Annotated in this window: 22 protein-coding genes; 4 read left to right on the forward strand and 18 right to left on the reverse strand. The window is 54.1% G+C overall.

Annotated features, from left to right (window positions below; all coding sequences use genetic code 11):
• Both ACK4IR_RS11485 and ACK4IR_RS11490 read right to left on the reverse strand, forming a co-directional pair.
• The coding region (locus ACK4IR_RS11485; RefSeq protein WP_409874490.1) for a metallophosphoesterase at nt 1-568 on the reverse strand (568 nt) is incomplete at its 3' end.
• Nucleotides 569-579: 11 nt separating this feature from the next.
• Entirely contained in the window at nt 580-2241 is a 1662-nt protein-coding gene (locus ACK4IR_RS11490) for a DUF3370 domain-containing protein (RefSeq protein WP_409874491.1), read from the reverse strand.
• A 481-nt stretch (nt 2242-2722) separates the two neighbouring features.
• Here ACK4IR_RS11490 and ACK4IR_RS11495 point away from each other — a divergent pair, with 481 nt between their 5' ends.
• Nucleotides 2723-3460, forward strand: coding sequence for a response regulator transcription factor (locus ACK4IR_RS11495; RefSeq protein ID WP_409874492.1), 738 nt, complete (start codon nt 2723-2725; stop codon nt 3458-3460).
• On the opposite strand, the gene ACK4IR_RS11500 is transcribed toward ACK4IR_RS11495, so the two are convergent.
• The 11 genes from ACK4IR_RS11500 to ACK4IR_RS11550 all read right to left on the reverse strand — a co-directional run bounded on the left by ACK4IR_RS11500 (nt 3457) and on the right by ACK4IR_RS11550 (nt 16520).
• Nucleotides 3457-5319: an NYN domain-containing protein gene (locus ACK4IR_RS11500; RefSeq protein WP_409874493.1), complete on the reverse strand. Its 1863-nt coding sequence runs from the start codon at nt 5317-5319 to the stop codon at nt 3457-3459. The genes ACK4IR_RS11495 and ACK4IR_RS11500 overlap by 4 nt on opposite strands.
• Nucleotides 5320-5401: 82 nt before the next feature.
• The gene (rlmN, locus tag ACK4IR_RS11505; RefSeq protein ID WP_409874494.1) at nt 5402-6415 is read right to left on the reverse strand and encodes a 23S rRNA (adenine(2503)-C(2))-methyltransferase RlmN; all 1014 of its coding nucleotides are present in this window, start codon (nt 6413-6415) and stop codon (nt 5402-5404) included.
• 43 nt (nt 6416-6458) lie between these two features.
• Entirely contained in the window at nt 6459-7583 is a 1125-nt protein-coding gene (locus ACK4IR_RS11510) for a glycosyltransferase (protein ID WP_409874495.1), read from the reverse strand.
• A gap of 1 nt (nt 7584) precedes the next feature.
• Nucleotides 7585-7800, reverse strand: a complete 216-nt coding sequence (gene sipA, locus ACK4IR_RS11515) for a regulatory protein SipA (protein ID WP_409874509.1) — start codon at nt 7798-7800, stop codon at nt 7585-7587.
• 88 nt (nt 7801-7888) lie between these two features.
• Nucleotides 7889-8260 carry a c-type cytochrome gene (locus tag ACK4IR_RS11520; RefSeq protein WP_409874496.1) on the reverse strand — a complete coding sequence of 124 codons (372 nt, stop codon included), beginning with the start codon at nt 8258-8260 and terminating at the stop codon, nt 7889-7891.
• Between the two features lie 95 nt (nt 8261-8355).
• Nucleotides 8356-9699, reverse strand: coding sequence for a four-carbon acid sugar kinase family protein (locus tag ACK4IR_RS11525; RefSeq protein WP_409874510.1), 1344 nt, complete (start codon nt 9697-9699; stop codon nt 8356-8358).
• A gap of 346 nt (nt 9700-10045) precedes the next feature.
• A complete protein-coding gene (gene metH / locus ACK4IR_RS11530) occupies nt 10046-13597 on the reverse strand; it encodes a methionine synthase (protein WP_409874511.1) in 3552 nt (1183 codons plus the stop codon).
• Between the two features lie 420 nt (nt 13598-14017).
• Nucleotides 14018-14677: a lysozyme gene (locus tag ACK4IR_RS11535; RefSeq protein WP_409874497.1), complete on the reverse strand. Its 660-nt coding sequence runs from the start codon at nt 14675-14677 to the stop codon at nt 14018-14020.
• 10 nt (nt 14678-14687) lie between these two features.
• A complete protein-coding gene (locus ACK4IR_RS11540; protein ID WP_409874498.1) occupies nt 14688-15350 on the reverse strand; it encodes an SDR family oxidoreductase in 663 nt (220 codons plus the stop codon).
• A 28-nt stretch (nt 15351-15378) separates the two neighbouring features.
• Complete coding sequence (locus ACK4IR_RS11545; protein ID WP_409874499.1) at nt 15379-15900, reverse strand: hypothetical protein; 522 nt, start codon at nt 15898-15900, stop codon at nt 15379-15381.
• Nucleotides 15900-16520, reverse strand: a complete 621-nt coding sequence (locus ACK4IR_RS11550; RefSeq protein WP_409874500.1) for a flavin prenyltransferase UbiX — start codon at nt 16518-16520, stop codon at nt 15900-15902. The genes ACK4IR_RS11545 and ACK4IR_RS11550 overlap by 1 nt, the downstream gene beginning before the upstream one ends.
• A 96-nt stretch (nt 16521-16616) precedes the next feature.
• Here ACK4IR_RS11550 and ACK4IR_RS11555 point away from each other — a divergent pair, with 96 nt between their 5' ends.
• Complete coding sequence (locus ACK4IR_RS11555; protein ID WP_409874501.1) at nt 16617-17117, forward strand: hypothetical protein; 501 nt, start codon at nt 16617-16619, stop codon at nt 17115-17117.
• Here the strand turns inward: ACK4IR_RS11555 and ACK4IR_RS11560 are convergent.
• The 4 genes from ACK4IR_RS11560 to ACK4IR_RS11575 all read right to left on the reverse strand — a co-directional run bounded on the left by ACK4IR_RS11560 (nt 17114) and on the right by ACK4IR_RS11575 (nt 20655).
• The gene (locus ACK4IR_RS11560) at nt 17114-18067 is read right to left on the reverse strand and encodes a polysaccharide deacetylase family protein (RefSeq protein ID WP_409874502.1); all 954 of its coding nucleotides are present in this window, start codon (nt 18065-18067) and stop codon (nt 17114-17116) included. The two genes, ACK4IR_RS11555 and ACK4IR_RS11560, sit on opposite strands and share 4 nt — an antisense overlap.
• A 42-nt stretch (nt 18068-18109) precedes the next feature.
• Nucleotides 18110-18997 carry a glycine--tRNA ligase subunit alpha gene (gene glyQ / locus ACK4IR_RS11565; RefSeq protein ID WP_409874503.1) on the reverse strand — a complete coding sequence of 296 codons (888 nt, stop codon included), beginning with the start codon at nt 18995-18997 and terminating at the stop codon, nt 18110-18112.
• Nucleotides 18998-19001: 4 nt separating this feature from the next.
• Nucleotides 19002-19712, reverse strand: a complete 711-nt coding sequence (gene cysH / locus ACK4IR_RS11570) for a phosphoadenosine phosphosulfate reductase (RefSeq protein ID WP_409874504.1) — start codon at nt 19710-19712, stop codon at nt 19002-19004.
• A 319-nt stretch (nt 19713-20031) separates the two neighbouring features.
• Nucleotides 20032-20655 (reverse strand): hypothetical protein, encoded by a 624-nt coding sequence (locus ACK4IR_RS11575; protein ID WP_409874505.1) that lies wholly within the window; start codon nt 20653-20655, stop codon nt 20032-20034.
• A gap of 122 nt (nt 20656-20777) precedes the next feature.
• On the opposite strand from ACK4IR_RS11575, the gene ACK4IR_RS11580 reads away from it, so the two are divergent.
• Nucleotides 20778-21482 carry a DUF4177 domain-containing protein gene (locus ACK4IR_RS11580; protein ID WP_409874506.1) on the forward strand — a complete coding sequence of 235 codons (705 nt, stop codon included), beginning with the start codon at nt 20778-20780 and terminating at the stop codon, nt 21480-21482.
• A 326-nt stretch (nt 21483-21808) separates the two neighbouring features.
• Here the strand turns inward: ACK4IR_RS11580 and ACK4IR_RS11585 are convergent, their stop codons facing one another.
• Nucleotides 21809-22510, reverse strand: coding sequence for a YggS family pyridoxal phosphate-dependent enzyme (locus tag ACK4IR_RS11585; protein ID WP_409874507.1), 702 nt, complete (start codon nt 22508-22510; stop codon nt 21809-21811).
• A gap of 60 nt (nt 22511-22570) precedes the next feature.
• On the opposite strand from ACK4IR_RS11585, the gene ACK4IR_RS11590 reads away from it, so the two are divergent.
• Nucleotides 22571-24162: hypothetical protein (locus ACK4IR_RS11590; protein ID WP_409874508.1), on the forward strand; the 1592-nt coding region annotated here is incomplete at its 3' end.

Consider the following 24162-nt stretch of genomic DNA (forward strand, 5'->3'; position numbering starts at 1 on the left):
AACAAGCTGAAATTGAGTAATTCCTCCCGCTGGTCGTCTGCCGCTTCACCAGCACTGCGGCACTTTTCAGGTAGGGCTTGGGGTGGCCTAAAAACTGTTCGCGAATCCAGCAACACTCTTGGCTGCCTTGCTGTTCTAGGGGCAGACAGGGATCAAGACCCGCATGCACAACAAACACATCCCCCAAATCTTGATAGAAGGGAACTGTGTGCAGCCAGTCAAGGTGTTCCCAAAGCAAATCAGTAGAAGTGTAGCTGGCAAGGGTTTCATCGCCGCCACTATTGCACCAAACAAAAAGCCGTGCTGGATTGATTTGTTTGCCCTCGAAGGTGAGGAGCATCATGTCTTCGTGGTTGCCGCGCACAGCACCATAATCACACTGACGCACTAACTCCACAACGGAGGCGCTACTCGGCCCTCGATCCACAAGGTCGCCGAGAAAGTAGAGGCGATCGCCCCCCCTTGGTGAGACGAGATCCAGTAGGCGGCACACGCCTTCATAATGGCCGTGGACATCCCCAATCAGGACAAGACGATTGTCCGCTGGACACCCTACGCGATCGCCCACCGTGGTTACTCCTAGGGTGCGGTTACGGGGGTGAGGGACAGAGAATTGGGAGCGGCTGGCACTTGGGTGGTGTTCTCATAGCTAGGACCAAGCAATGTTGCCACCGTCAACACTTGGGGTGGGGTCGCATCGGGCGGGTAGAGTAAATCCACGGTGACATCCCGTTTTTCACGTGGACGCATATTTAATGTCACTAGCGGTTCTCCCCGCTGACCGCGCCGCTGCACCAAATGGACATAACGCTCTCGCATCTGTCCTAAATCATCCGTAAAGCGAACCCGCACCGTTCCTCGGAAAAAGACTTGGGGGGCAGGGGGTTCCAGAAATTGGAGGATGACACTGCGGTGATCTTGCTTGACAGGGGTTTGTAGCGTTAGAACCACCGACTGAAACTGGCGCGTATTGTTAACCAAAGGTAAGGTCAAACTATAGTGGACACCGTAATTGCCATGGGCGTAGTAGGCAGTGTCTGGATAACGTACCAACATGGGGGCACTTTGAATTTGACCGGTGCCAAGGGTACCTCGGTGGAGGGTACTAATGCCATAGGAAATGGCTCGCCCTGGAGCTGGAATATGAAGGGTAGCCCCTTGGCCATCCGTGAGGGTCGCTTGCCATTGAGACCCTTGACTCACACCCGCCACACGACCATAGAAGAAGCGACCAAACTGGCCACTATTGGGGGGAGTGGGTGGAATGTCGCGGGGGGTAACCAATTGACCGCGATGGAGCATTGCCCACCATTCCTCTAGGGTGGGTGCCCGCTCGGTACCCTGCTCATTCATGCGGGCAAACATTGACATTTGTGCCAGATAAATTGGGCCATTGCTTTCTAAATACATCAGGGTTGAGCGGCCATTGGAGGAGGAGACCTCACCAAAAGGATTTGTATCTGGAATTAAGGGCAAATTGGAGCCGACGATACCATCAGCATTTAGCATAAACTCTGCGCGGACACGATTGAGTACCGCATTGGGAAATTGCGTGGGCAAGGGTAATGGCAGATTAGCCAGCATTCGCGCTTCGCGAGGCGGAATGGTCACTTGGGAAGGAAAGAAAGTCTGGCGTACTCCCCGCAGCACTTGGTTCGTGACTCGACTCCCAGGCCCTGAAAAGACAAAGCCCGTAGGGTTATCGAGCATGGCGGGTAAATTGCGGAAGGGGGCATCCGGGGTACTTAAGAAACTAGCGGCTTGATGAAACCTGACCGTGATATAGCGATCCGTTGGGTTATAGGCCAGCAGCCCCAAATAGAGGGTTGGCGTACTCACGGCTCGATTGGATTGGGTAATGTGGTGGGCAAAGACATCAAAGCGCCCCTCTAGGGGATAGTTGAGGTGAGCCGCCGGTTGCCATTTTCCTTGGGGTGGAAATGTGGAAAGGAGAATCCCCTCAGAGCGCACCATCTCTGGACTATTGCTGTTAAAGACCGGCACATCGTCCAATTGGCCGGGAAGCGGCCGAATGTCTTGGGGAAAATAGGCGAAATTGGTGGGTGTGACGTAGGCTGTTGCAGCCGGTGGGGAAGGGACTTCAGGGGGCGGTACGTTGATGGGTACAGCATTGGATTGAACAACAACATTCGAGCGAGGCGAGTATTCCTGTACAACGGTGGATGAATGTTGAGGTGGAGTTGCTAGAGCGGCTTGTGCCACAAGAATGGGAGCCAGCATATTCGATCCAAACCACAGCATCACAGGAGTGAACAGTTCGCAAAACGAGGACAGGATAATCGTTTCTGCCCAAAAGTTGCATTCCCAAAGTATAGCCTAGGTTTGTGGAAAATCCGCTGAACACCGCATAAAAGTTGCGGCATGAGCTTACTTCCAGCTTAGGCGGCTTTGCGCGATGCCAGCCTAGAACTGGGTTTCAGACTGCGACAAGTGCTGATTAGAAAGTGGTCTAGGACAATTCTAGATCGTTTATCGTTAAGTATCCCATAGATTGAGCACGCTCAACACCGTACAGGCTGATGTAGGCCAAGGTTTTATCTGCTGGATATATCTTTAGAAAAGGTCTGTATCCGTAGATTGGCGTCAAATATTGAGAAAATCTAAAGAAACTCAACAAACTCTTAAGGTTTTTGCAGCGATGTTTATAATTCTCTCAGAAGTGGTAGTTCGCCGCCCGTGAGGATTGAGTACCGTCCATCTTATGAAGCCCCGCATCTTAATCATTGATGATGATCCTGCGATCGCTGACGTTTTGGCAATTAACCTGCAAATGGCGGGCTACGAGGTCACAAAGTCCTTAGATGGAATGCAAGGGCAAGCCCTCGCCGTGCAACTCTCTCCCGATCTGATTCTCCTTGACCTCATGTTGCCCCAAGTGGATGGCTTCACCATTTGCCAACGCCTGCGGCGCGATCCGCGTACTCAAGATATTCCGATTTTGATGTTGACAGCTCTGAGCCAAACCCACAACAAGGTGGAGGGGTTTAATGCCGGTGCCGATGATTATCTCACCAAGCCCTTTGAATTGGAGGAAATGCTGGCACGGGTACGCGCTCTTTTGCGGCGAGCCGATCGCATTCCTGCCACAGCAGGACACCGAGAAATCCTCAGCTATGGCCCGTTGACGCTGATACCCGAACGATTTGAGGTCTCTTGGTTTGGCAAAATCATTAAGCTCACGCGCCTCGAATTTGAACTGCTGCACTGTCTGCTGCAACGCCACGGCCAAACCGTTTCCCCCAGTGAAATCCTCAAGGAGGTCTGGGGCTACGATCCCGATGATGATATTGAAACGATCCGCGTCCATGTTCGTCATCTGCGGACAAAGCTGGAACCAGATCCGCGAAACCCCCGCTATATCAAAACGGTTTATGGCGCTGGCTACTGCTTAGAGCTGCCGAGTCATATTGAACCACCCAGTGCGTCCAATGCGTCCTAGGAGCCGAATTCTGGCGTATTCTCTGTCCTCGGCGTCAGGAGTCTCAAGGGTTGAAGGGGAACGGCTTGAGCAAAGACCTCCTCATTGAGAGTCTCACCAATCTTGCTCAGACGATCTTCCACCGCCTCGCGAAAGCGGGTTTGCAGCTTAGTGACCAGCGTAGAAAAGTCATTGATGTTAGGGTCAAGGGTAAGACTATCAACTCTATTACGGGAGGTGCGGGTTAAGATGCCCGCTTTGACATAGTTGGCGATCGCCCGCTTGATTCCTTCCTGACCAATGCGGTGTTGTCGTCTGTGAGCTTGCTCAAGAATAATGTTGATTATTGCCTTAAAAGGGGCATTGCACGGGCGATGGGCAATTAACCACTCTCCCACCTGAGTCAGTAAAAAATCTGCCGCCACTTCATCGGCAAAGATACCACGGTAAATTGCAACTGTGTGAATGGTTTGGGGACTGGAGGTGCGGAGGGTGTAACCTTGCGGTAGGTTATTTCGCCAGCAGAGAATCGTTCTACCCAATTGACTATTCACAGCAACGCCAATTTGTAACTGATGTTGCTCAGTTAAGTAGGCTACTAATTCAGAGGGCTTGAAAAAGCCGAAGCGCAGCGGATCCAATTGGGGTGCCACAGATTTGATTTCTTGAAATACAGTATTGAAGACGATTCCCCTAGCTAATTCCTTACGTTTTGTTGGATCGCTAGTGTAGTAGGAGAATAGCTCCAATAGTTTTTTGGTTTCCTCTTCGCAAATTGCTGATGGAGGAATTGATTCATAATTTAGCGGTTCAATAGGCAGATGTCGAGATGAGGAGGGTGTTGTGGGACTTTCTCCATTGGATTGACGAGGCGTGGTGCTGTTTCTACCATTGGTGGTGGCGGCGGAATCAATGAAGGGATTCTCAAGGAATACGAATTGGTGGCAAACCCGCTGAAAGCCGTCACTGGCAGCGTTACGATAGGCACAGCCAATCACAGTTTTGCCGTAGTCCCGCAAGCGCAGGGCAATGGAGCCAAAGCCACCATCGCCGGAAATGAGCACAAAGGTATTGATGTCAGGGTACTGGTAAACTAGGTCAATGGCATCAACGGCAATTTGAATATCTGCTGCATTACGCTGATTGTGATTGCGACCATAGACCGGTACCCGCTCGATTTGAGCCTGCTCCAATTGGGCATTGAGGGCTTGGAGAATTTGGTTTTGCCAGTTTCCATAGGCACGCTTGATGGCGATTTCCCCCAGATCAACAGTTCCCTGAATTGTTTCAAGAATCTTGTCTAGGGAAACAAGCTCATTCACTTTGGTGGGGTTCAGTCGCTCCCCTTGCTTAAAGACTAAGTTCTCAATGTCGTAGAGGACGGCGGTTTTTGGGGTAGCTGCCGGTGGTTGGGGTCTTTGAAGTAGAGTTTGAATGGTTTGCAGAGCGGCACTTTGGGCGTGAAGGGTTTCAAGCAGTGGCTCCAGTTGCTGGGCAATTAGCGGGGAGGGTTCCTGTAGATTGTTCCTCAAGGTTTGCAGGGTTTGGACGATCTCATTGTGAATGGGACGCAGGGCATCAGGAAGCGCTTGGTGCAGTTTCTGTTCAAGGTCGGTGAGTTGACGGCCTTGTTGCTGGAGTTCTCGTAGGAGAAGCTCCTTAAGTTCTGCGGTTTTCGGAGAGGACGTAAGGAAGGTGTTAATCTCCTGAAGAAGGCGATCGCTACGGCGTTGGTTCCTTTCAATGAGGGGTGCACCGGCAAGGGCACCGATGCCACTTCCTAAGAGGGTTGCTAAGGGTTGTTGAGGTTGAATCAGTGTGGCAATCCCACCGAGGGCGATCGCGCTAATGGGAGCAACGAACCAAAGCTCTGGCTTCATTCAAAATGTGATAGGAATGACACGAACTAGCAAATTATGATAGCAAAAAATGTTTAGACAGTGAGTTGGTAGCAAAAAATGTTCAGACACTGAGTTGGGCTTGACGCAGTTGACCACAGGCGGCTTGACGATCTAGACCCCGCGATCGCCGGATACTCGCAGTGACCCCTAGAGCTTGCAGTTGGCTGAGAAATTGGCGCAGACGCTGCTCAGTGGGACGTTGATACGCTGCCTCAGAAATGGGATTGTAGGGAATCAAGTTCACATGGCTTTGGAAGCCCCGCAAGAGCTGCGCCAGTTCCTCGGCGTGCTGGGGGCGATCGTTAACTTCGGCCAGAACCGTATATTCAAAAGTGATGCGGCGCCCCGTTTGCTGCACATAGGCTCGACAATCGGCAATCAACTGGCTAAGGGGATAGTGCTTGGCAGCAGGAATGAGCCGCTCTCGGAGAGCTTGGTTGGGGGCATGGAGACTGACGGCAAGGGTGGTTTGCAATTGGTACTGTGCCAGTTTCCGAATTTGGCGGGGAATGCCCACCGTGGAAATGGTGATGTGTCGCTGTCCAATGCCAATATCGCGGTTGAGGCAGGTAACCGCTTGGAGGACGGCTTTGAGGTTCAGCAGGGGTTCACCCATGCCCATAAACACCACATGGCTAACGCGGCGCTCCATTTCACTTTGGATGGTCAGCACCTGATCGATGATTTCATGGGCGGCCAGGTTGCGGCGATAGCCCCCTTTGCCGGTGGCACAAAAATCGCAGGCCATCGGACAGCCCACTTGGGAAGACACACATACCGTCAGGCGATCGTCACTGGGAATGCCTACGGTTTCAATGGTTTCTCCATCGGCCAAGGCCAAAAGGAGCTTCACAGTGCCATCTTGGGCGTCATGGCGATGGCGAATTTGGGAGCGGCCAATCTCCACCTCGGCAAGCGCCTCCCGCCACCGCTTGGGAAACACCGTAATCTCTTGGAGCGATCGCGCCCCCTTTTGATAGAGCCACTGATGGAGCTGCTGCCCCCGGTAGCTAGGTTGCCCTTGGGCTTCGACCCACGCTTTCAGTTCCGCAGCGGACTGTCCCAGCAGTACCATTGGCTTGAGGCAAGTGACTTCGTGTTTTCATCCTAACAAACTGTCAACTCCCTTGTAATTGTTGCAGGTACATCTGCGCCGGGGGATAGTCAGGGTTAAATTCAAGGGTCTTTTGAAAATAGGCGATGGCGCGATCGCGCTCCTGAAGGGTCATGTAGGTATAGCCAAGACTGTAGGCAGGCTGAGTGGTCATCCACTGGCGATCAAAGGGTTCGGCGCGATCGTAGGTGCCCTGCTCAAAGAGATCTAAACAGCGGTGAAAGTAGGGCAACGCCCCCCGATGCAAGCCCAATTCAAAGATGAGTAATCCCGCCACGTAGAGCAGGGGTGGATAGCGATCGAAGAAGCGTAGGCCATAGCTGAGGTAGGATTGAGCGGTTTCGTAGTCCTTGGTTTCAAAGGCGCGGTAGCTGACCCAAAACAGGAGATGCCGCAGCCAAGCAGTCTCCCTTGGCAAAATTCCCTGTTCAACGGCGGGGGCAATCTGCTCAAGGGCTTGTTCATACCAGGCGTGGGCGCGATCGCGATCGCCACAGGCGGCATAGTGATCGGCAAGGCATACCAAATTCGAGAGTCGGCGATCGCCCTGCTGCACCATTTTTTCAAGGATGGGAATGTTGCGATCGCGCATTTTTGCTAGAAATTCCTCTTGGCTTGGCTGATTATGGTGAATGAGGTAAACCCCCCGCAATTCACCTACGACTGCCGCTCGATCCCGATAGGAGAGTTGTTCGTGGAGGGCACCGACAAAGTGAAGATCGGCAAAGCGGCGACCCAAGCGGACATTCCAAAAGTCACTCCAGTTGCGATCGCCTGCCTGTTCACGGCGCAGCAGACTCCACTGATTGATGGCACCAGCTCCCTCAGCCGTCAATTGATCTCGCCAGTGGGGGTCTGTAACCACCAGCTCTTCATCGGCATCAATGTAAAAGATCCACTGGCCGGTGGCATAGGCAAGGGAAGCATTGCGGGCAGCAGCAAAATCCGCTTGCCAAACCACGGAATAGACATGGGGGGTAAATTCACGGGCAATGGCAATCGTCCCATCCGTAGAACCTGTGTCCACCACAACAATTTCATCTACCCAGAGCCGTACCGACTGCAAGCAGCGGCGTAATTGATGGGCTTCGTTTTTGACAATCATGCACAGGGACAAAAGCGGCGCCATCTTAAACCCGCTTGAGATACTTGGCTTCCAGCAAAAAGGCACCCCGCTCTAGACGCACGACCCAGTAGTTCCCCGGTTGCTGCCCTAGGATGACGCCTTCTTCACCAAGGGTGAGAATACTGGCGGGACGCAACATTGGCATTGGTTCTGCTGTTTTCACGTAAGGGGGCAGTTCCACAAGGCGAACGCGATCGCCCACCGCAAAGGCTTCTTCCATCTGCGCCACAGGATCATCCATCTGGGTAGTTCTGATAACAAGATCTACTAATATACCGTCTCGATTTGTAGCGCTTTTGTCAAAAGTTTTAGAGTGTCTTTAAGTAGCTTAATAGGTCGGCCATGTCTTGGGGTTGAGCTTGAAACTTGGGCATGGGAGGGGTATTGCCGCTGATAATTTGCTGAATCAGTTGCGCTTGCGATCGGCGGTGACTAATCTGCACAAGGCTAGGACCCACTTCCCCCTTGCCATCACTGCCATGACAGCCAGCGCAGTTGAGGATAAAAATTTGCTCGCCGCGACTGGGATCGCCCACCGCTGACCGTACGGCTTGGATGTAGGGATCCCACAGGGGCAACAGAAGAGAAAAGCCCCAACCGCTGCCCACCACCAGTAGTACCAAGATGGGCAGAAGCCAGCGCCATGTTGATCTCGCCCCAACTGTGTTGACTAAACTCATTCACTTATCGGGAAAGATTAAAAATTGTTTATTATTGTTACAACTGCATTCTAAACCTTGAACTCGGCGAGATTCAAGCGAGTGAGTAATAATTCCTAAACTGCTGTGCCCCTACCCTGAAAGCGATGATAGACTGTACGCAAGGCCTCGCGATCGCCGACATTGCCGGGGAACAGCACCACCGGCAGCTCTGGAAAACGGGGATGGTCGGCGCCTGTACGCACAACGGAGCAGCCGGGAATCACTTGCCCCAAAAGGCGCACGCCGGCTAGGTTTAAGCCCTTGCTCAGCACATCATTGGAGGTGATGCCCCCTTTGCTAATCAGGTAGCGTAAATCGGCGGGCAATTGCCGGACAATCGCCATCAACACGTCGGAGACTCGCTGGCCAAAGGCCAACCGTGTGGTTGCCTCCGCGAAGGTCAATTCCTCACGACTGGTGAAGATGACGGGGGTTTTCTCACCGGCGATCGCCTGCTCCACCGCCGCCAATACCTCGCCGATGATCTCAGGTTCAGCCCCTGCACTGTCCTGCAATCGCGCCACCGGCACTTCAATGGCAAATACACTGGGTTCCTCCAGCAGAGCAGTCAGTTGTTCGGTGGTGTTGCGCACGTGGGAACCCACTAAAACCACACCATAGCGACCGGGGCGGCAATAGGTGGCCATGGCCTCCGGTGGGGTGGGTTGGGGGGGCAGTTGGGCGAGGGCAGTCAGTAAACTCGCGGCACTGCGGAACAAAAAGCGTTTTCCTTGGCTGGCCAGCTGAAGCACGGCCGCTGCAAATTGGTTGAGATCGTCTTGGGTTTCGGCATCCACCACCCCACAGACATTACCGCTTAACCGGCTCAGGCGGCTGAGCAGGGTCTGAGGATTGCGAACATCGGCAAGGAGAAAACGCTCAACGGCGATTGCGGGGATGCGTCCTTGAGTCTTTTCGGCCACATAGTCGGGCAAGTAGCTGTGGTGGTAGCCAAAGACGGAATCGCGGGCAAACTCGGTTTCATGGACGGGCACGAGCCGACTTTCAACGAGGAGGTAGTGCCGGCTATCGCGGGTAATGCGTCCCCCCTCCAGAAAAGCAGGCACCAGAAAATGGGCATCAAAGGGGCCGAGTTCGGCGGCAATCACGTCGGTTTCAAGGGGGTAGTGGCCGCGCAGGGTAGAGTCAGAACGGCTAACCACAAGGTAATCGGTTGTTCCCGTGCGGGCGATCGCTTCCTGCAAATGGCGACAGACGGTGCGGGTGACCTCCGCGGCGCTCTCCGGAGGCAGAGCACGGGTATTGGTGAGGATAAAGAAAATGGGCACAGCATCGGTGAGACCCTGACAGAGGGTATCCACATCCCAGCGGGTTAACAGCAGGCAACTGTGCACCGTTTGCGAGCCGGTGGGGTCATCATCTAGGACAATAATTTTCGGGCGCGTCACCGCGGGCATCTCCGACACTCTGGATTGTTTGCAGTGTATCATTGGGGCGATCGCTCCTCGGCAATCAATTGCCCCTAGTGTTACAATCATAGATTCCCCGAAGAGCAACTTGCGGCCACCCCCAGAAACAATGTCATGGCTTCGTGCCGGCTCAATACCTATCCATCGTTCGTGAGCTTTTTGAAAATTTTTGGAGAATCCTGATCGTCCCCTATGAATCCTCAACACGTTGTTGCACAGGTTGTCAATGGATTATTGGGTGCCTGCCTATCAGTCCTCGCCGGGAGCGCGATCCGGTGGTGGAGATGCGCAGTTACGGCGCCCACGCTCATTGAAGTATAAGGAAAAGTAAGGCCTAGACGCTGAAATACTTGGCGGTGGGATGGTAGCAAATGATGGCTGTGGTGGATTGTTCAGGGTAGAGTTGTTCGCTCTCGTCCATGTACATGCCCATGCGATCGCTCTGGAGAAGTCGCAGTTGCGTATATTGGTCTTGGATATTGGGACAGGCGGGATAGCCAAAGCTATAGCGGGAGCCTTGGTAGCGCTGGGCCAAAATATCGCGAACGGACTCCGGATCGGGAGCACATCCCAATTCGCGGCGAATGCGGGCATGGCACCACTCTGCAAGGGCCTCGGCCGTTTGCACTGCCATGCCGTGGAAGTAGAGATAGTCACTGTACTGATTGGCCGCAAATAGCTCCTGAGCCACCTGGGTGGCAATTTCGCCGACGGTGACGGCCTGCATCGGGAAGACATCAATGATGCCGGATTCCACCGGAGCAAAGAAGTCGGCAATGCACAGACGGCGACCCCTCTTTTGGCGCGGAAAGGTAAAGCGGGCGATCGCCTGCTCGGGAACACAGGCACTTTTATCCCCTACCCGTTGGGGGTCGTAGATATAGACGGTGTTGCCCTCACTTTGGCAGGGGAAGTAGCCATAGATCAGCTCAGGATGGAGTAGGTTTTCGGCAAGAATGCGCTGTTTCCATTCCTCAAGGATCGGATAGACCTTCTCGGCAAGGAAGGCCTCGTAGGTGGCGCGGTCTTGATCCTTGGGTTTGCGAAACTGCCACTGGCCGACAATTAGGGCTTGCAGATCAAGGTAGGCAAAAACCTCGGCTAGGGGAATCTGATCTGCCTTGAGGTGACAGATGCCCCAGAAGGGGGGAGCGGGGCGGGGAATCTCCACGGCAACCGCTTCAGAGCGGCGGGTATCCACCTCTGCCGGCGTCTCCGGTTCTGGCACCGGCGGGGAGTCGGGGGCGATCGCCGGCGGCGTTTCTTCCGCTAGGGCAGAGAGCGGTGTTCCATCCAAAAACCCACGGCGATCGTCCCACTGGCCGCCGGCCTTGGCACTCATGAGCCGATCCATAAAATGCAAATCGGTAAAGGCATCCTTGCCGTAGATCACTTGACCGTGGTAGGTGGACTGACAATCCTCATAGACAAACTTGGGGGTCAGGGCAGCTCCCCCCAAAATCACGGGAACGGTAATGCCCCGCTCGTTAAAGACCTCCAAGTTTTCCTTCATAAAGGCAGTGGATTTCACCAAGAGGCCACTCATGGCAATGCAGTCTGCCTGATGCTCCTCGTAGGCCTGGATGATATTTTCAACGGGCTGCTTAATCCCCAAGTTAATCACCCGATAGCCGTTGTTGGTGAGGATAATATCCACCAAGTTTTTGCCAATATCGTGGACATCCCCCTTCACGGTGGCAATGACAACAGTGCCCTTGGCCGTGTCCCCTGTGGCGGATTTTTCCATAAAGGGTTCAAGGTAGGCAACGGCGGCCTTCATCGTCTCTGCCGATTGCAGGACAAAGGGGAGTTGCATCTGCCCGGTGCCAAAGAGTTCGCCCACCACCTTCATGCCCTCAAGCAAAAACCTATTGATGATTTCAAGGGGGTCATACTGTTCAAGGGCTTTGGCAAGGGTGTCCTCGAGACCAAGGCGATCGCCATCAATAATGTGGCGCTTCAGCCGCTCCTCAATGGGCAGGTTTTCCACCTGCGAGCGCTCCTGTTGAGTGGTTTGACCCTCAAAAAGCCGTGTCAGTTCGGCAAGGGGGTCATAGACACATACCTCCCCCTCAAATCGCCGCCGATCGTAGATAAGATCGCGGCACACCTGCTGATGCAGTGGGTCAATTTTGGCCAAGGGTAAAATTTTGGCGGCACTGACGATGGCAGCATCCATGCCGGCTTGTATCGCCTCGTGGAGAAACATGGAGTTGAGGACTTGGCGTGCCGCCGGGTTTAACCCAAAGGAGATATTGGAGACCCCCAGCAAAATATGACAGCCGGGAAGTTCAGCGCGAATGCGGCGGATGGCGGCAATGGTTTCACGTCCGTTGACCCGGTCCTCCTCAATGCCCGTAGAAATGGGCAGGGCTAAAGGATCAAAGAAAATCTCGTAGGGGGGAATCCCGTAGTCAAGGGCGGCTTTATAGGCACGCTCGGCAATGGCAAACTTTTTCTCGGCGGTTCGCGCCATCCCCTCTTCGTCAATGGTGCCAATGACCACACCGGCACCGTAGGTTTTGGCCAGTTCCAAAACCTTATAAAAGCGCGGTTCGCCATCCTCAAAGTTGGTGGAGTTGAGCAGGCACTTGCCGCCGGCCACCTTTAGCCCTGCCTCCATCTTTTGCCATTCGGTGGAATCAAGCATCAAGGGCAGGGTGATATTGGTAACCAAGCGCGATACCAACTCGTGCATATCGCGCACCCCATCCCGTCCCACATAGTCCACGTTGACATCGAGGATGTGGGCACCTTCACGCACTTGGGCACGGGCAAGGGCAACAAGGCCATCCCAGTCTTCGGCATTGAGCAGCTCACGGCATTTTTTCGAGCCACTGGCGTTGAGCCGCTCCCCAATAATCAGGAAGGAACTCTCTTGGTCATAGGGCTGAGGGCTGTAGATCGAAGCTGCCGCAGGAATGCGTTGGGGGGTTCGGGGTTTAGGAGTGAGGGTGGCGGCAATCTCAGCAAGGGCGGCAATATGATCCGGGCGAGTGCCACAGCAGCCGCCAATCACCTGCACGCCAAAATCCTCCACAAAGCGGGTGAGGGCAAGCCGCAATTCCATCGGTGTCAATCTGTAGTGGGCGTGACCCCCGATATTCTCCGGCAAACCGGCGTTGGGAATACAGGAGATGACAAAGGGGGAATGCTGCGAGAGGTAGCGGATATGCTCTGTCATCAGGTCGGGGCCGGTGGCACAGTTGAGACCCAAAATGTCAATGGGATAGGGTTCCAGAATGGTGAGGGCCGCACCGATTTCCGAGCCAACCAGCATGGTGCCCTGCTGCTCCATGGTCACCGAGACCATGAGGGGGCGGCGTTCTCCGCGCTCTTGAAAGACGGCCATCACCCCATTGAGCGCCGCTTTGATTTGCAGCACGTCTTGGCAGGTTTCAATAATAAATAAATCAACCCCCCCATCAAAAAGACCGGCGGCCTGTTCGCGAAAGGCGTTGTAAAGGGTGTCGTAGTCAATGTGGCCAAGGGTGGGCAGTTTGGTGCCCGGTCCCATCGAGCCGGCAACAAAGCGGGGTTTTTCGGGGGTGCTAAATTCGGCGGCTACGGATTTGGCCAGTTCGGCAGCTTTCTTACTGATTTCGTAGGCGCGATCGCCCAAATTGTACTCACCGAGAACAATCGAGGAAGAGCCAAAGGTATTGGTTTCAATGACATCCGCCCCCGCGGCCAAAAAATCGCGATGCACCTTGGCCACCGCCTCTGGCTTGCTGATCACCAGATATTCATTGCAGCCTTCGTACTCCTTGCCGCCAAAGTCCTCCGCCGTCAGGTTTTGCGCCTGAAGGTTCGTGCCCATTGCCCCATCAAAGACAATGACACGCCGGGGTTCTGCATGGAGATACTCAAGAAACGACATAGACACCCACCAAGGCCAGCCAATTTGCACTAAGGGCTTCCTTAGATTTTAATCTGTTCGGGAAGGGTGCAGCCCTTTTCCCACGCATGAAATCAGCTTAACGCCCTAACAGCTTGGCCTTGAAGAGTTTCCGTTTAATTAATAAGCTTCCCCGAAGGGAACGGGTATCGCAACCCTTGGATTCAGTCCTGAGTTCGTTTCCATTTAATCAGCTTCCCCGAAGGGAAGCAAGAGCATCTTTAATATGGCCTCTCCCTGAGCGGATTGCAACCCCCTGTTCCGAGGGATCCCTTGAAAGGGGGGGCAAATTATTTTCTACAAGGTGACTAAAAATACTCAAACCCTCTCCCAGAGCGACTCCGAGGGATCTAACGCAAGAATCAGATGTTTGCCGATTTGAATAGATCCGTCGGCAGAGAAAATTAATCAGCGGGACACCTTGCTCCTAGCTGTCTGTGGTGCGGCTAATTCTTGAGCCAACAGCTGCCGGTAGATCTCTTCGAGGTGGGGTGTGATCCGGTTGCTTTCAATGCCGTAGCCCAGACTGGTCCAAGTCTCCGACAGAAGGGCAAACACTTCCTGTACTCGACCTTCTCGCAGCAGTTGCGGAATATCAGCATTCCAAGCGGCAGGATCCGTCAGCCAGCGATAGACCACCTGATCTTGATGCTCTGGGGCAAAACTATAGTCCTGCCAGAACCAGCTTGGCGGTTGGGGATGATAGCGGGCAGCTTTCTCCTGCCAAGTGGTGGTGAGAAATTGATAGCGGCCGGCGGCGGTGGTACAGAGGTGCTGGTTGGGGCCTCGGTGAATGGGAACACAGCGATCGGGATGCCGGCTGAGGTCTTGCACGTGCTCGCCACCGTAGAGCAGCGTGTAGGGATTGGCGTCATTGGCCTCACTGGCAGAAATGGTGCGCATCAGTGCCCGCACATAGGGATCCCCTCCCTGCATCACTAAGGGGGCAACGTGGGCAGATTGGCGGTGGTACCAGTACCACCATAGAGCGCTCGAACGCGCTCCCCAAAAAGAATAACCAATGCCCCCAACTAGAGCGATCGCCAGCAACCAACGGGAAAACCGCACTCCTGTTTCCTCATACTGCTGCCACTGCGCGGAATAACTCTGGATAGGCGACAGGGGTCTGATCGGGGCGGTTCACGACCTCAAAGATTTTGTTGTAGGCACTCGGCTCCCCCAAAGCCGCCACACAGATTTCCGCTACCCGCGATCGCGGGATACTCCCCTCAAAGAGGGTATCTGCCGGAGCAATGGTGGGAAAGCCACCCTCATCGGTGTCCTTCAGACCCCCTGGCCGCACAATCGTGTAAGTTAAACCGCTTTGTTGGAGATAACGTTCTGCCTGCTGCTTCCAATACAAAATCAGCCAAAAAAGATTTAGGGGATGGAAAAACTGCGAGACACACAGCGACGAGACGAGAATAAACTGCTGCACAGGGGCGGCTTTGGCGGCCTCCACCAGATTCTTGGTGCCTAGATAATCCACACTTAGGGGTTCCAAGGGGTTGAGGCTGGGGGCAGCTCCCGTAGCACAGATCACGGCGTCACAATCCCTTAAGGCCGGGGGCAGGCTCTGCGGTTGGGTGACATCGGCAGTGCGAATCTCGATGGTCGGCCAAAGTCCTTTGGCCTTTGCAGGATTGCGCACGATCGCGATCGCCTGATGCTCAGAGGATTGAAGGACACTGACAATTCGTTGACCCGTGCGACCTGTGGCACCCACCACTGCAACCTTCACCGTCTTTCTCCAATAGCAACGCCTTCGATCATAGGGGAATGTGCCAGTCTTCTTCCTCCGCTGGGGGGGTGTCTTGAGGGGGCGGTGGCGTCAGAATGCGGTATTCGGCATCCACCACCTGATCAGGGGGCGGGGGCGGCGGTTTAGCGGTGGCTTTGCGGGAAGGGCGATATTGGTACGAGTAGGTCGTGCGGGGTCGGTCTTGCATCTCAGGTTCGCGGGGAGCCGGCTCTGGCTCGCTAAACCAATCCTCGACATCGCCGGTGTCAATCTCTGGCTCCTCCGGGGGACGCATCGAGGCATCCGGTTCCGGTTCAGGGGGTTGCGATCGCCGGCTTGACTGCCCTAGGGGGTCTGGGGTCTCTGGGGTTAGCCAGAGTAAACACTGCCCTGCCACCATGCCTGCGAAGGCTGACACCACAATCCAAGCGGCAAGGGGAAGCGGTGGGGTTTGCTGTCCCAAAAAGCGCAGGGAAACGACCGGCTGCCAATTTTGGACAACCAGCGTAGTCAGCAGGGCGATCGCCCCCAGATAAATCCAAGCGCGCATTAGGAAAGGGGTCCTTGCCAGCGTTGCAGAGGCACACAATCCAACCCTAACTGATCAAAGGCACGGGCGATCACAAAATCCACCAAGTCCTCAATGGTCTGGGGTCGGTGATACCAAGCAGGAATAGCGGGAACAATGCGTGCCCCTGCCATGGCCAACTGCGTCAGGTTTTGCAGATGAATGAGACTAAAGGGCGTTTCGCGAGGCACCAGCACCAAGGGACGGTGCTCCTTGAGGTGGACATCCGCCACCCGTTCTAGCAGATCCGAACTCAAGCCTGCGGCCAACTTGGCAACGGTGCTCATGCTACAGGGGAGAATCACCATGCCCAAGGTGCGAAAGGAACCGCTGGCGATCGCCGCCGCCACATCCGTTGGCCGATGACAGGTGAGTGACCCCTCCCAGACTTGCGCCTGTTCGCGCCAAAACCGTTCCTGCTTGTCGGGCTGGATTGGCAGGGTGAGGCCATATTCTGCCTGCCACACCTGATGCACTGCTTTTGATGCCACTAATTGAATAGGATAGTCCGCTTGTAATAGAAATTTAATGGCACGCACTGCGTAAATCAGGCCAGACGCACCCGTTACACCCAAAACAATCGGTAAGGAAGAGGAGGTCACAACCGCGTTCACCAAACAAAACCGTTATAAGGTTAACAGGGTAATAGCCCCTTTTCGTGCTCTGCAATCCCGCCCAATGCGACTTGGTAAATGCCCATGACAGCGCCTGATCCTGCATTTTCTTCCCCCAGTGAGTGGGCAGCCGTGTCTCCTGAGGTGCTCGAGGAGTTATTTGACACGGCCTTGTTGGAGGGACTTGTGAGTAATGAAACGCTGAATATAGAAGCACTTTTTCAGGATTTGACCCCCCTCGATCTCAAACCGGTGGCGATCGCCCCCGAACAGTGGCAACAACTGCAAGCCCAACACCAGCAAATTAGCCACCACCTTGAGGAAACCTTGACGTACCTTGCCAAGGTGAAAGCATTGGCCTATCAACTTCAGGCTGTGGCCAGTGAGTTTGTGCCCACCCCCAAGTATCGGCGTCGCCAACCGCCCCCTCCCCACCCCTTGGAATACCTCACGGCTCAACTACTGCGGGCGATCGCTCATACCCAAGCCAGTTTGGAACCCGTCTATGAACCCCTCCATCAACTGGGAGAAACTCTCAACGGCACCTCGACGCCACAGATTACCGAATTTCCCCTAGACCCTTAGTTAGGGAGCGTACGGGGTGGGTCTAATTGCGGTTTATGGGGGACACGACCGGTAAGGGTAGGCATCAACTTAGAACTGGGCAGGCTCTCTGGGGTGGGTAGGGGAACTGGGCTTAAACTGGGTTCTGGGGTGGGTGTTGGTTCAAGGGTTGGTGTCGGCGTCGGAGTGATTGTAGGTTGAGGGATTGGTTCAGGCGTGGGTGTTGGTGTCGGTTCGGGCTTCGGTGGGGGTGCTTTGACCGCCAGTTGCAGCAGTTCAGAAATCGTAACAAAGCGATAGCCCTTTTGCCGCAGGCGACGAATCAGAGTGGGGAGAGCTTTGCGAGTCGTGGCGCGATCGCCCCCGCCGTCGTGGAGCAAAATAATACTGCCCGGTTTGACTTCCTTGAGGGTGCGCTCAACAATCTCTGCTGCTGTCGTATTGGGTCGAGTGTCGTGGGTATCCACCGACCACAGGATGATGGCATAGTTTTTTGACTTGGCATAATCCACCAGTCCGGTTCCTAAATGCCCTCCCGGTGGGCGAAAGAGGCGTGTTTGCGCTTGGCTTTGCTTGGCAATCAGGGCGGAGGCGTTTTCGATTTCCTGTTTGGCCACCGCCGCGGAAACGGGCTTATAAGGATGGCTCCAACTGTGGTTGCCCACAGCATGACCTGCCTTGACAATGTCGGCCATGACATCGGGATACATCAGAGCGTGCTTGCCCAGGACAAAAAACGTGGCCTTGACCTCCTCTTCCTTGAGAATTTGTAGAACTCGGCGAGTTGAAGCTCCCCAAGGGCCATCATCAAACGTCAGGGCCACCACTTTTTCAAGCTTCAGCGGTTTGACCTGATAGACCAACTGCCCCCAAAACTTACTGGGACTGAGAAAGCGCGGCACATCTGCTGCCATCGCTGTTGTCGCAACCCACAAAACAGTCACTCCCCACAGGGGCCACTGCCGTCCCATTTGTTTTCCTCTGTTGATCTTGTGATCTTGATTAATCGTGACTTAGGAGGCGATCGGCGCTGGCGCCTTCAGCAGGGGAAATCCCAGCCCTTCCCGTTGCTGGACATAGGCCTGGGCAACGCGCCGTGCTAAGCCGCGAATGCGACTAATATAGCGGGTGCGCTCTGCCACCGAAATCACGCCACGGGCATCCAGCAGGTTAAAGGTGTGGGAACACTTGAGCACGTAGTCCAAGCTGGGCAAGACCAACTGCTTTTCTAGAAGCTGCTCCGCCTCCTGTTGGTAGAGACTAAAGAGAGCGAACAATCGTTCCGGGTCAGCGGCCTCAAAGTTGTACGTGGATTGCTCAATCTCCCCTTGAAGATGGACATCGCCATAGGTTAGGGTAGCGTTCCAGCGAATACTGGCGATCGCGTCCACCTCTTGAAGATACATTGTCAGGCGCTCCAAGCCGTAGGTAATCTCAATGGACACCGGCCGACAATCCAAACCCCCGCACTGCTGAAAATAGGTAAACTGCGTCACCTCCATGCCATCGAGCCAGACCTCCCAGCCCACCCCCCACGCGCCAACGGCAGCATCTTCCCAGTTATCCTCAACAAAGCGAATGTCATGCTCTTGGGGGCGAATGCCGAGGGCGCGCAGTGACTCCAAATAGATGTCTTGGATATTATTCGGAGAAGGCTTAATCAGCACTTGGTACTGGTAGTAGTACTGGTAGCGGTTGGGGTTTTCGCCATAGCGGCCATCGGCCGGTCGCCGACAGGGTTCAACATAGGCCACTGCCCAAGGTTCAGGGCCGAGGGCACGCAAAAAGGTATGGGGGCTTTTGGTACCGGCGCCTTTTTCCACGTCGTAGGGCTGAGCAATCAGGCATCCTTGAGCCGACCAAAATTGGTGCAGTGTGGCAATAACGTCCTGAAAGTACATTGGCTCAAATGTGAATCCCGCACTCGGTTTTGCCCATGCCACGCCAGCGCCCGGCGCGTTCATCTTCCCCTTCAGCCACGGGGGTAGTGAGGGGTTCATCGCCAATGCTGGCATAGCCGCGATCGTGGAGCGGATTGTAAATGACGCCGTGCTCCATCACGTAGGCCCAAGTTTGCTTGCGCGTCCAAGCAGCAAGGGGATTAATTTTTAGCCGTCCCTGTTTATCCAATTCCACGTAAGGCATATTGGCACGGGTGACGGCCTGATCGCGACGCCGCCCCGTAATCCAAGCCACAGTGTTGAGTTCTGCTAGACCCCGTTGCAGGGGTTCAATTTTGGTGAGATGGTGAAATTGCTCGACATTGGTTTCCCACAGTTTATCACCATAGCGAGCAGCAAAGGCCTCGCGGCTGTCCACATCGGGGGTTTTGTAGGTGCGCAAATCCAGAGCGTATTTTTCCTTGGCCTGCTGCACAAATTCAAGGGTTTCTGGAAAGTGGTGCAGCGTATCCAAAAAGAGAACGGGCACCGGCGGATGGGGGCGCAGATCACGGTAGAGCAGATCTGTAATCACCATGTCATCCACATTGAAGGCACTGGTCTGCACCAGTCCTTGGGGAATTTCCACCACTGCCCACGCTAGAATTTCGCGGGGATGCGCCCCCTCAAAGCGTTGGTTGAGAGTATCGAGATCAAAACTAGTGGATGCAGCCATAGGCGGTGTTTTACGGTTTTAGAAAGCATTCTTTAGCTTACCAGATTGCGATCGCCCCCTCATGCCAATTAACCAAATTGCAATTGAAAGTCACGCTGGAATAAGGCAGTTCCACGAGGAGATCAACATTGCTGCCCCGCAGGTCATCATAGACCCAAGAACCAAAGAGGCGAACAGTGGTTTTTTCCCCGCTAATTCCCTGACAATGGAGCGAATGGCGGTCACTTGTTCCGGTGTTAAGCGCATGCGATCGCTCATTCCTCTATTAGGTTCATCTTAAGTCGAGACTGCGTTTTTCGTCAGATAAGCTCTAAACACTCTAAACAGAAAATGGCTCCAAAATTTTAACAAGAATTCGCATCAAATTCTCTAGATCGTCGGGCACACGGTACAGGGTTAGGCCTTGTTGAATTTGCTTTTGCTCGCGGTGCAGCAGGCCAAATTGCCAAATATCCCCTGTGGAAACTGCCCCCTGCAGGATGGACTGTGGACTCTCTATCCATTGATCAAGGGCAATCAGTTCAACGGCCAGTTGGGTAAAGCCTCTGGCAAGGTCAGCATTTTTGGCTTCAACCACCAGCAGCTTGCCCACAGAGTAAAGGTAGTAGTCGAGGGAGCCTTTAAGCCGGTCACTAACGGTGAGGGGATACTCGATGCGCAGTTGGGCATGGGTGTAGTGCACAACATCTAGCAAGATAGGCGCAATGAGCAGTTCACGGCGAGCAGCTTCACTGGTCAGGCTAATGTAGGGGAGGCTTTCTTGAATACGTGCTTTCAAGTCCTCAAGGCGATCGAGGGGGGCAGTGGATTGAGGTGGCGTGAGAATAGACCGCTGAAGGGTGTAGCCAAATTCTGCCAGAATATCCTCTGGCTCGTAGGGCATCTCAAAGTATTGTCGAAAGGTGTAGGACTGTCCAGGCTGGAGAATGGTAGGTCTAGTCATCTTGCGGTTTGTGGCTCAGTTCCTGCGGCGTCGCTCTTTTAGTGTAGCTTTTGGCTTGAGCTGCACAGAGGGAGGTGCATATTGCAGCCTTCTCGAGTGGATAAGACTTAAGGAAAGATGTTGTGTCTCTGGACTTGGCAGTGATGAAAACGAATCTTGAGACCATCAAACAAGAGATCCAAGGGGCGATCGCCAGCGAAGCCGTGACGGTTGAAGTTTCACAGACGGGTTCTCAATTGACGGTGATTTTCAATCGTCCTAAGGACAAAACGGTGGACTTTACTGCCCTAGCGGATCAAGTCGTGGACATCCTAAATCGGCAACCCTTGGGACGGATCAACTTTGTAAAATTTTATGGGCGAAAAACCGGCGGCACCCCTGAATGGGAATATGCCGAACCGCTATCCTCCCCACCCTCCCAAGCGGTTATTCAAGAAAAACTGCAAACGGGTCTTTCGGAATTTGGGCAGCGGTTTCAGTTTTATAATCAAACCATTACTGCGGCGTCAGCCCTTGCGATCGTCCTAATGCTGCTGCTAAGGGGGCTTTTCCCCAATGACAAGTGGGAGTACAAGATGGTATCTGTAAGAGCAACAGAAGTTTCTTCAGAGGTGTACTCAAAATTTTCTGCAAAAGAAGTTTCCCTGATTAAGTTAGAGAGTGAAGTGGAAAAGCTGGGTAAGCAGGGGTGGGAGCTAGTGGATTCTTTTGTCGAGGATGAAACAGTGCATCCCAATTTTGGCAACGAGAAATATGTGACAGGTTTGCAGCCCAATGTCCGCCCCAACAGGGTGGTGTTGCTCTTTAAGCGCAAGACATGGTTATAGGGAGAGTTCAAGCGATGTCCTAGAAGAAATTGATGGTTTATCTCATCTTGGCGATTTGGCGATGCCAGTATGGATGCGGTGGTGATGGATTCGCCCTACTGTGACAATGGGATGTATGCAGGTTATTTTGGGTCGAAATCGGCCTTGGCCGCAAAGATGCAGCCTACCTCGCCTCTGCCCTGTTCCAGTTTGTACGGGGCACAACTGATCCTCAGTACTACGATCAGCGCTGTGACAGCATTGAACTGTGGTCGCCGGGCAGCCTCCCCTTTCTACGACTGAATATGATTCCCGAACCACCCCCCGCCCAAGGGTTGACTAACAGTTTAGTCGTGGTAAGTTTCTAGCGTTGATTGGCGATCGCCAAAAATAGCCGTGCCAATGCGCACCATGGTTGCTCCGGCCTGCACCGCAAGGAGATAGTCTTGGGTCATGCCCATGGAATACTCCTGCCACCAAAGCTGCCGCCACGGTTTTGTCCTGAGCGTCTCACCCCAAGCCCGCAATTCCTGAAACACCTGCAATTGTTCTGAGGGGGACAACCCCAAGGGCAGAATCGTCATCAGGCCATAGCAGCGCAGATGGGAGAGGGCATCGAGTTGGGGCAAAGCGGCTTCGAGTTCTGATTTTTCCCAGCCATACTTTTGTGGATCGGGGCGCAGCTTCACCTGCAATAGGCAGTGGGGACTGGGGAGGCCGGTTTCCGTAAGAACACTATTCATGCGCTCGGCCAATGGCCAGCGGTCAACGGAGTGAATCCAGTCAAAAAGTTGCAAGGCTTGGCGTACTTTATTGGTTTGTAGATGGCCAATCAAATGCCAAGTAATATCCGTGAGATCGGCCAATTCAGAGCGTTTCTTTGCCGCTTCTTGCACACGACTTTCACCAAAATCCCGGATGCCGGCTTCATAGGCGGCACGAATAGCGGCTGCCGGCATAAACTTGCTCACGGCAATCAGACGGACATGGGGGGGCAGGGTTGATTTGAGGTGGGTGGCGCGATCGCGAATTTCAGCAGCGGATAACACAGGCAATTTGCGGGCAAGGATGCTTTTTGATCCTAAAACCCTGTTGCAAAAAGTGAAACCATGGCAGGATTATCAGTCTCCTTGACTAGGCTAGAGAGTAGCATTCAGAACAGTTCTATGGCTTTGCCCCTCAAGCTCTCCCTTGGCCTCATTGGTTTACTCGCTCTCGGTACCTTTTTAGCGGGGAAGTTGCTTTTCCTAGGAGAAAACCTTATGTCCTCTGCCCAAGGTCAACCCAGTTGGGGCATTGAATCAGCCCCTAGGCCAGACCTCCCACCGCCTGTTTCTGTGGCTGACTACGATCGCTATCGCCAAGTTATTGAGCGCACCCGCAGCCTGATCCACAACGCGGAGGCGCAGCGACTGGCTCAGCAGTATGGTTTGAATATTCTTGACATCACGTGGGAAGACACGGCGCGCTACCACAACTCTGCTGTGGGACCCAATATTAGTGACATGACGATTCAAGTCCAGCAGTACAATCCACGGACAAAGGGCTATGAACTGAGCCTGATGCCGGTGATTCGCTTTCCCAACTTTAGCGATCGCACGGCGGATATTCCCCTTGAGCGCTTCTTTATCCTTGTCGGAAATGAAAAGGGGAGACCCCTGCAACGGGTGAACCTTAGGGAATTTCTTGGTAACTTTCGCAACTATCTCCACAACCCCCGCTCTTGGGCAGGCAACCGTCACTCCCTTTTGGCCGATCGCGATAGCCATGTGCTGGTGAGTGCCCAAGCCTGCTTCTTGCCGATTCCACCCCAAGGGGAAGCTACCTTTAATCCTGTCCTCTTTAACTACCAGAGCTACGAAAAAAATCCGGCGGTTTTAGCGATTCTCGTCACCCGCCAAGGCACCAGTGCCACCGTCATTGACAACAAGCGGGATGCCTTTGAAGCGGGGCAAACGTGGGGGCAGCGATTGTTTTTCAACAAGAATGGTGAACGGGCGAGCCTCGTGGGACAACGCGCCAGTGATTTTGGGGTAAGCACCGGCAGTGGCGAAATGACCTCTGCCCAAGCGGAAGCAGCAGGGATGAATATGGTCATGTTAATCCAAGTGCCCCTGAAGCAAGCCCCCCGCCCGCGATCGCCCATGCCCTTTTTCTCCATGCCAATGCCATCCGTGATGGAAGCAGCACCCAGCGCTGGTCGCTCCAATGTGGAGGCCGCAGTGATTAGCTATGGCAAGGTGGAAGGCCCCTTCACTGAGATTGATAACTTGCCCATTGAGCGAGATCCCCGCTTCCCAATCCGCGTAACGGTGCAATTCTACAAAGCCACCGATAATGGGGTTGTTGCTGCCGAGGATATGCGCCACATCAACGATCAAATTGCCAAGGTCTATCGCAATGCTGATTATGTGGGCAGCCTCGTCATTGATGGCGACACCGGCCGACCCACGGAATACACGGGCAACAAGCAGGAACCCCCCGGCTGGTGGGAGGACTTCTGGCAACGGCACCAGCAAAATACCGGTCAAACCCGTGAAGAAGCGCTAGAAATGCTGCGGCGACTGCGGGGCAAAGACTGGATGCCGAGGTCGCAACGGGAACTGGAACAGGCACTCAAGGCGCTACCTGAAAAGTGCCGCAGTGCTGGTGAAGCGGCAGACGACCAGCGGGAGGAATTACTCAATTTCAGCTTGTTGCT

Origin of the sequence: Thermosynechococcus sp. (assembly GCF_046299635.1) — a bacterium.
In the GTDB taxonomy this organism is placed as follows: Bacteria; Cyanobacteriota; Cyanobacteriia; order Thermosynechococcales; family Thermosynechococcaceae; genus Thermosynechococcus.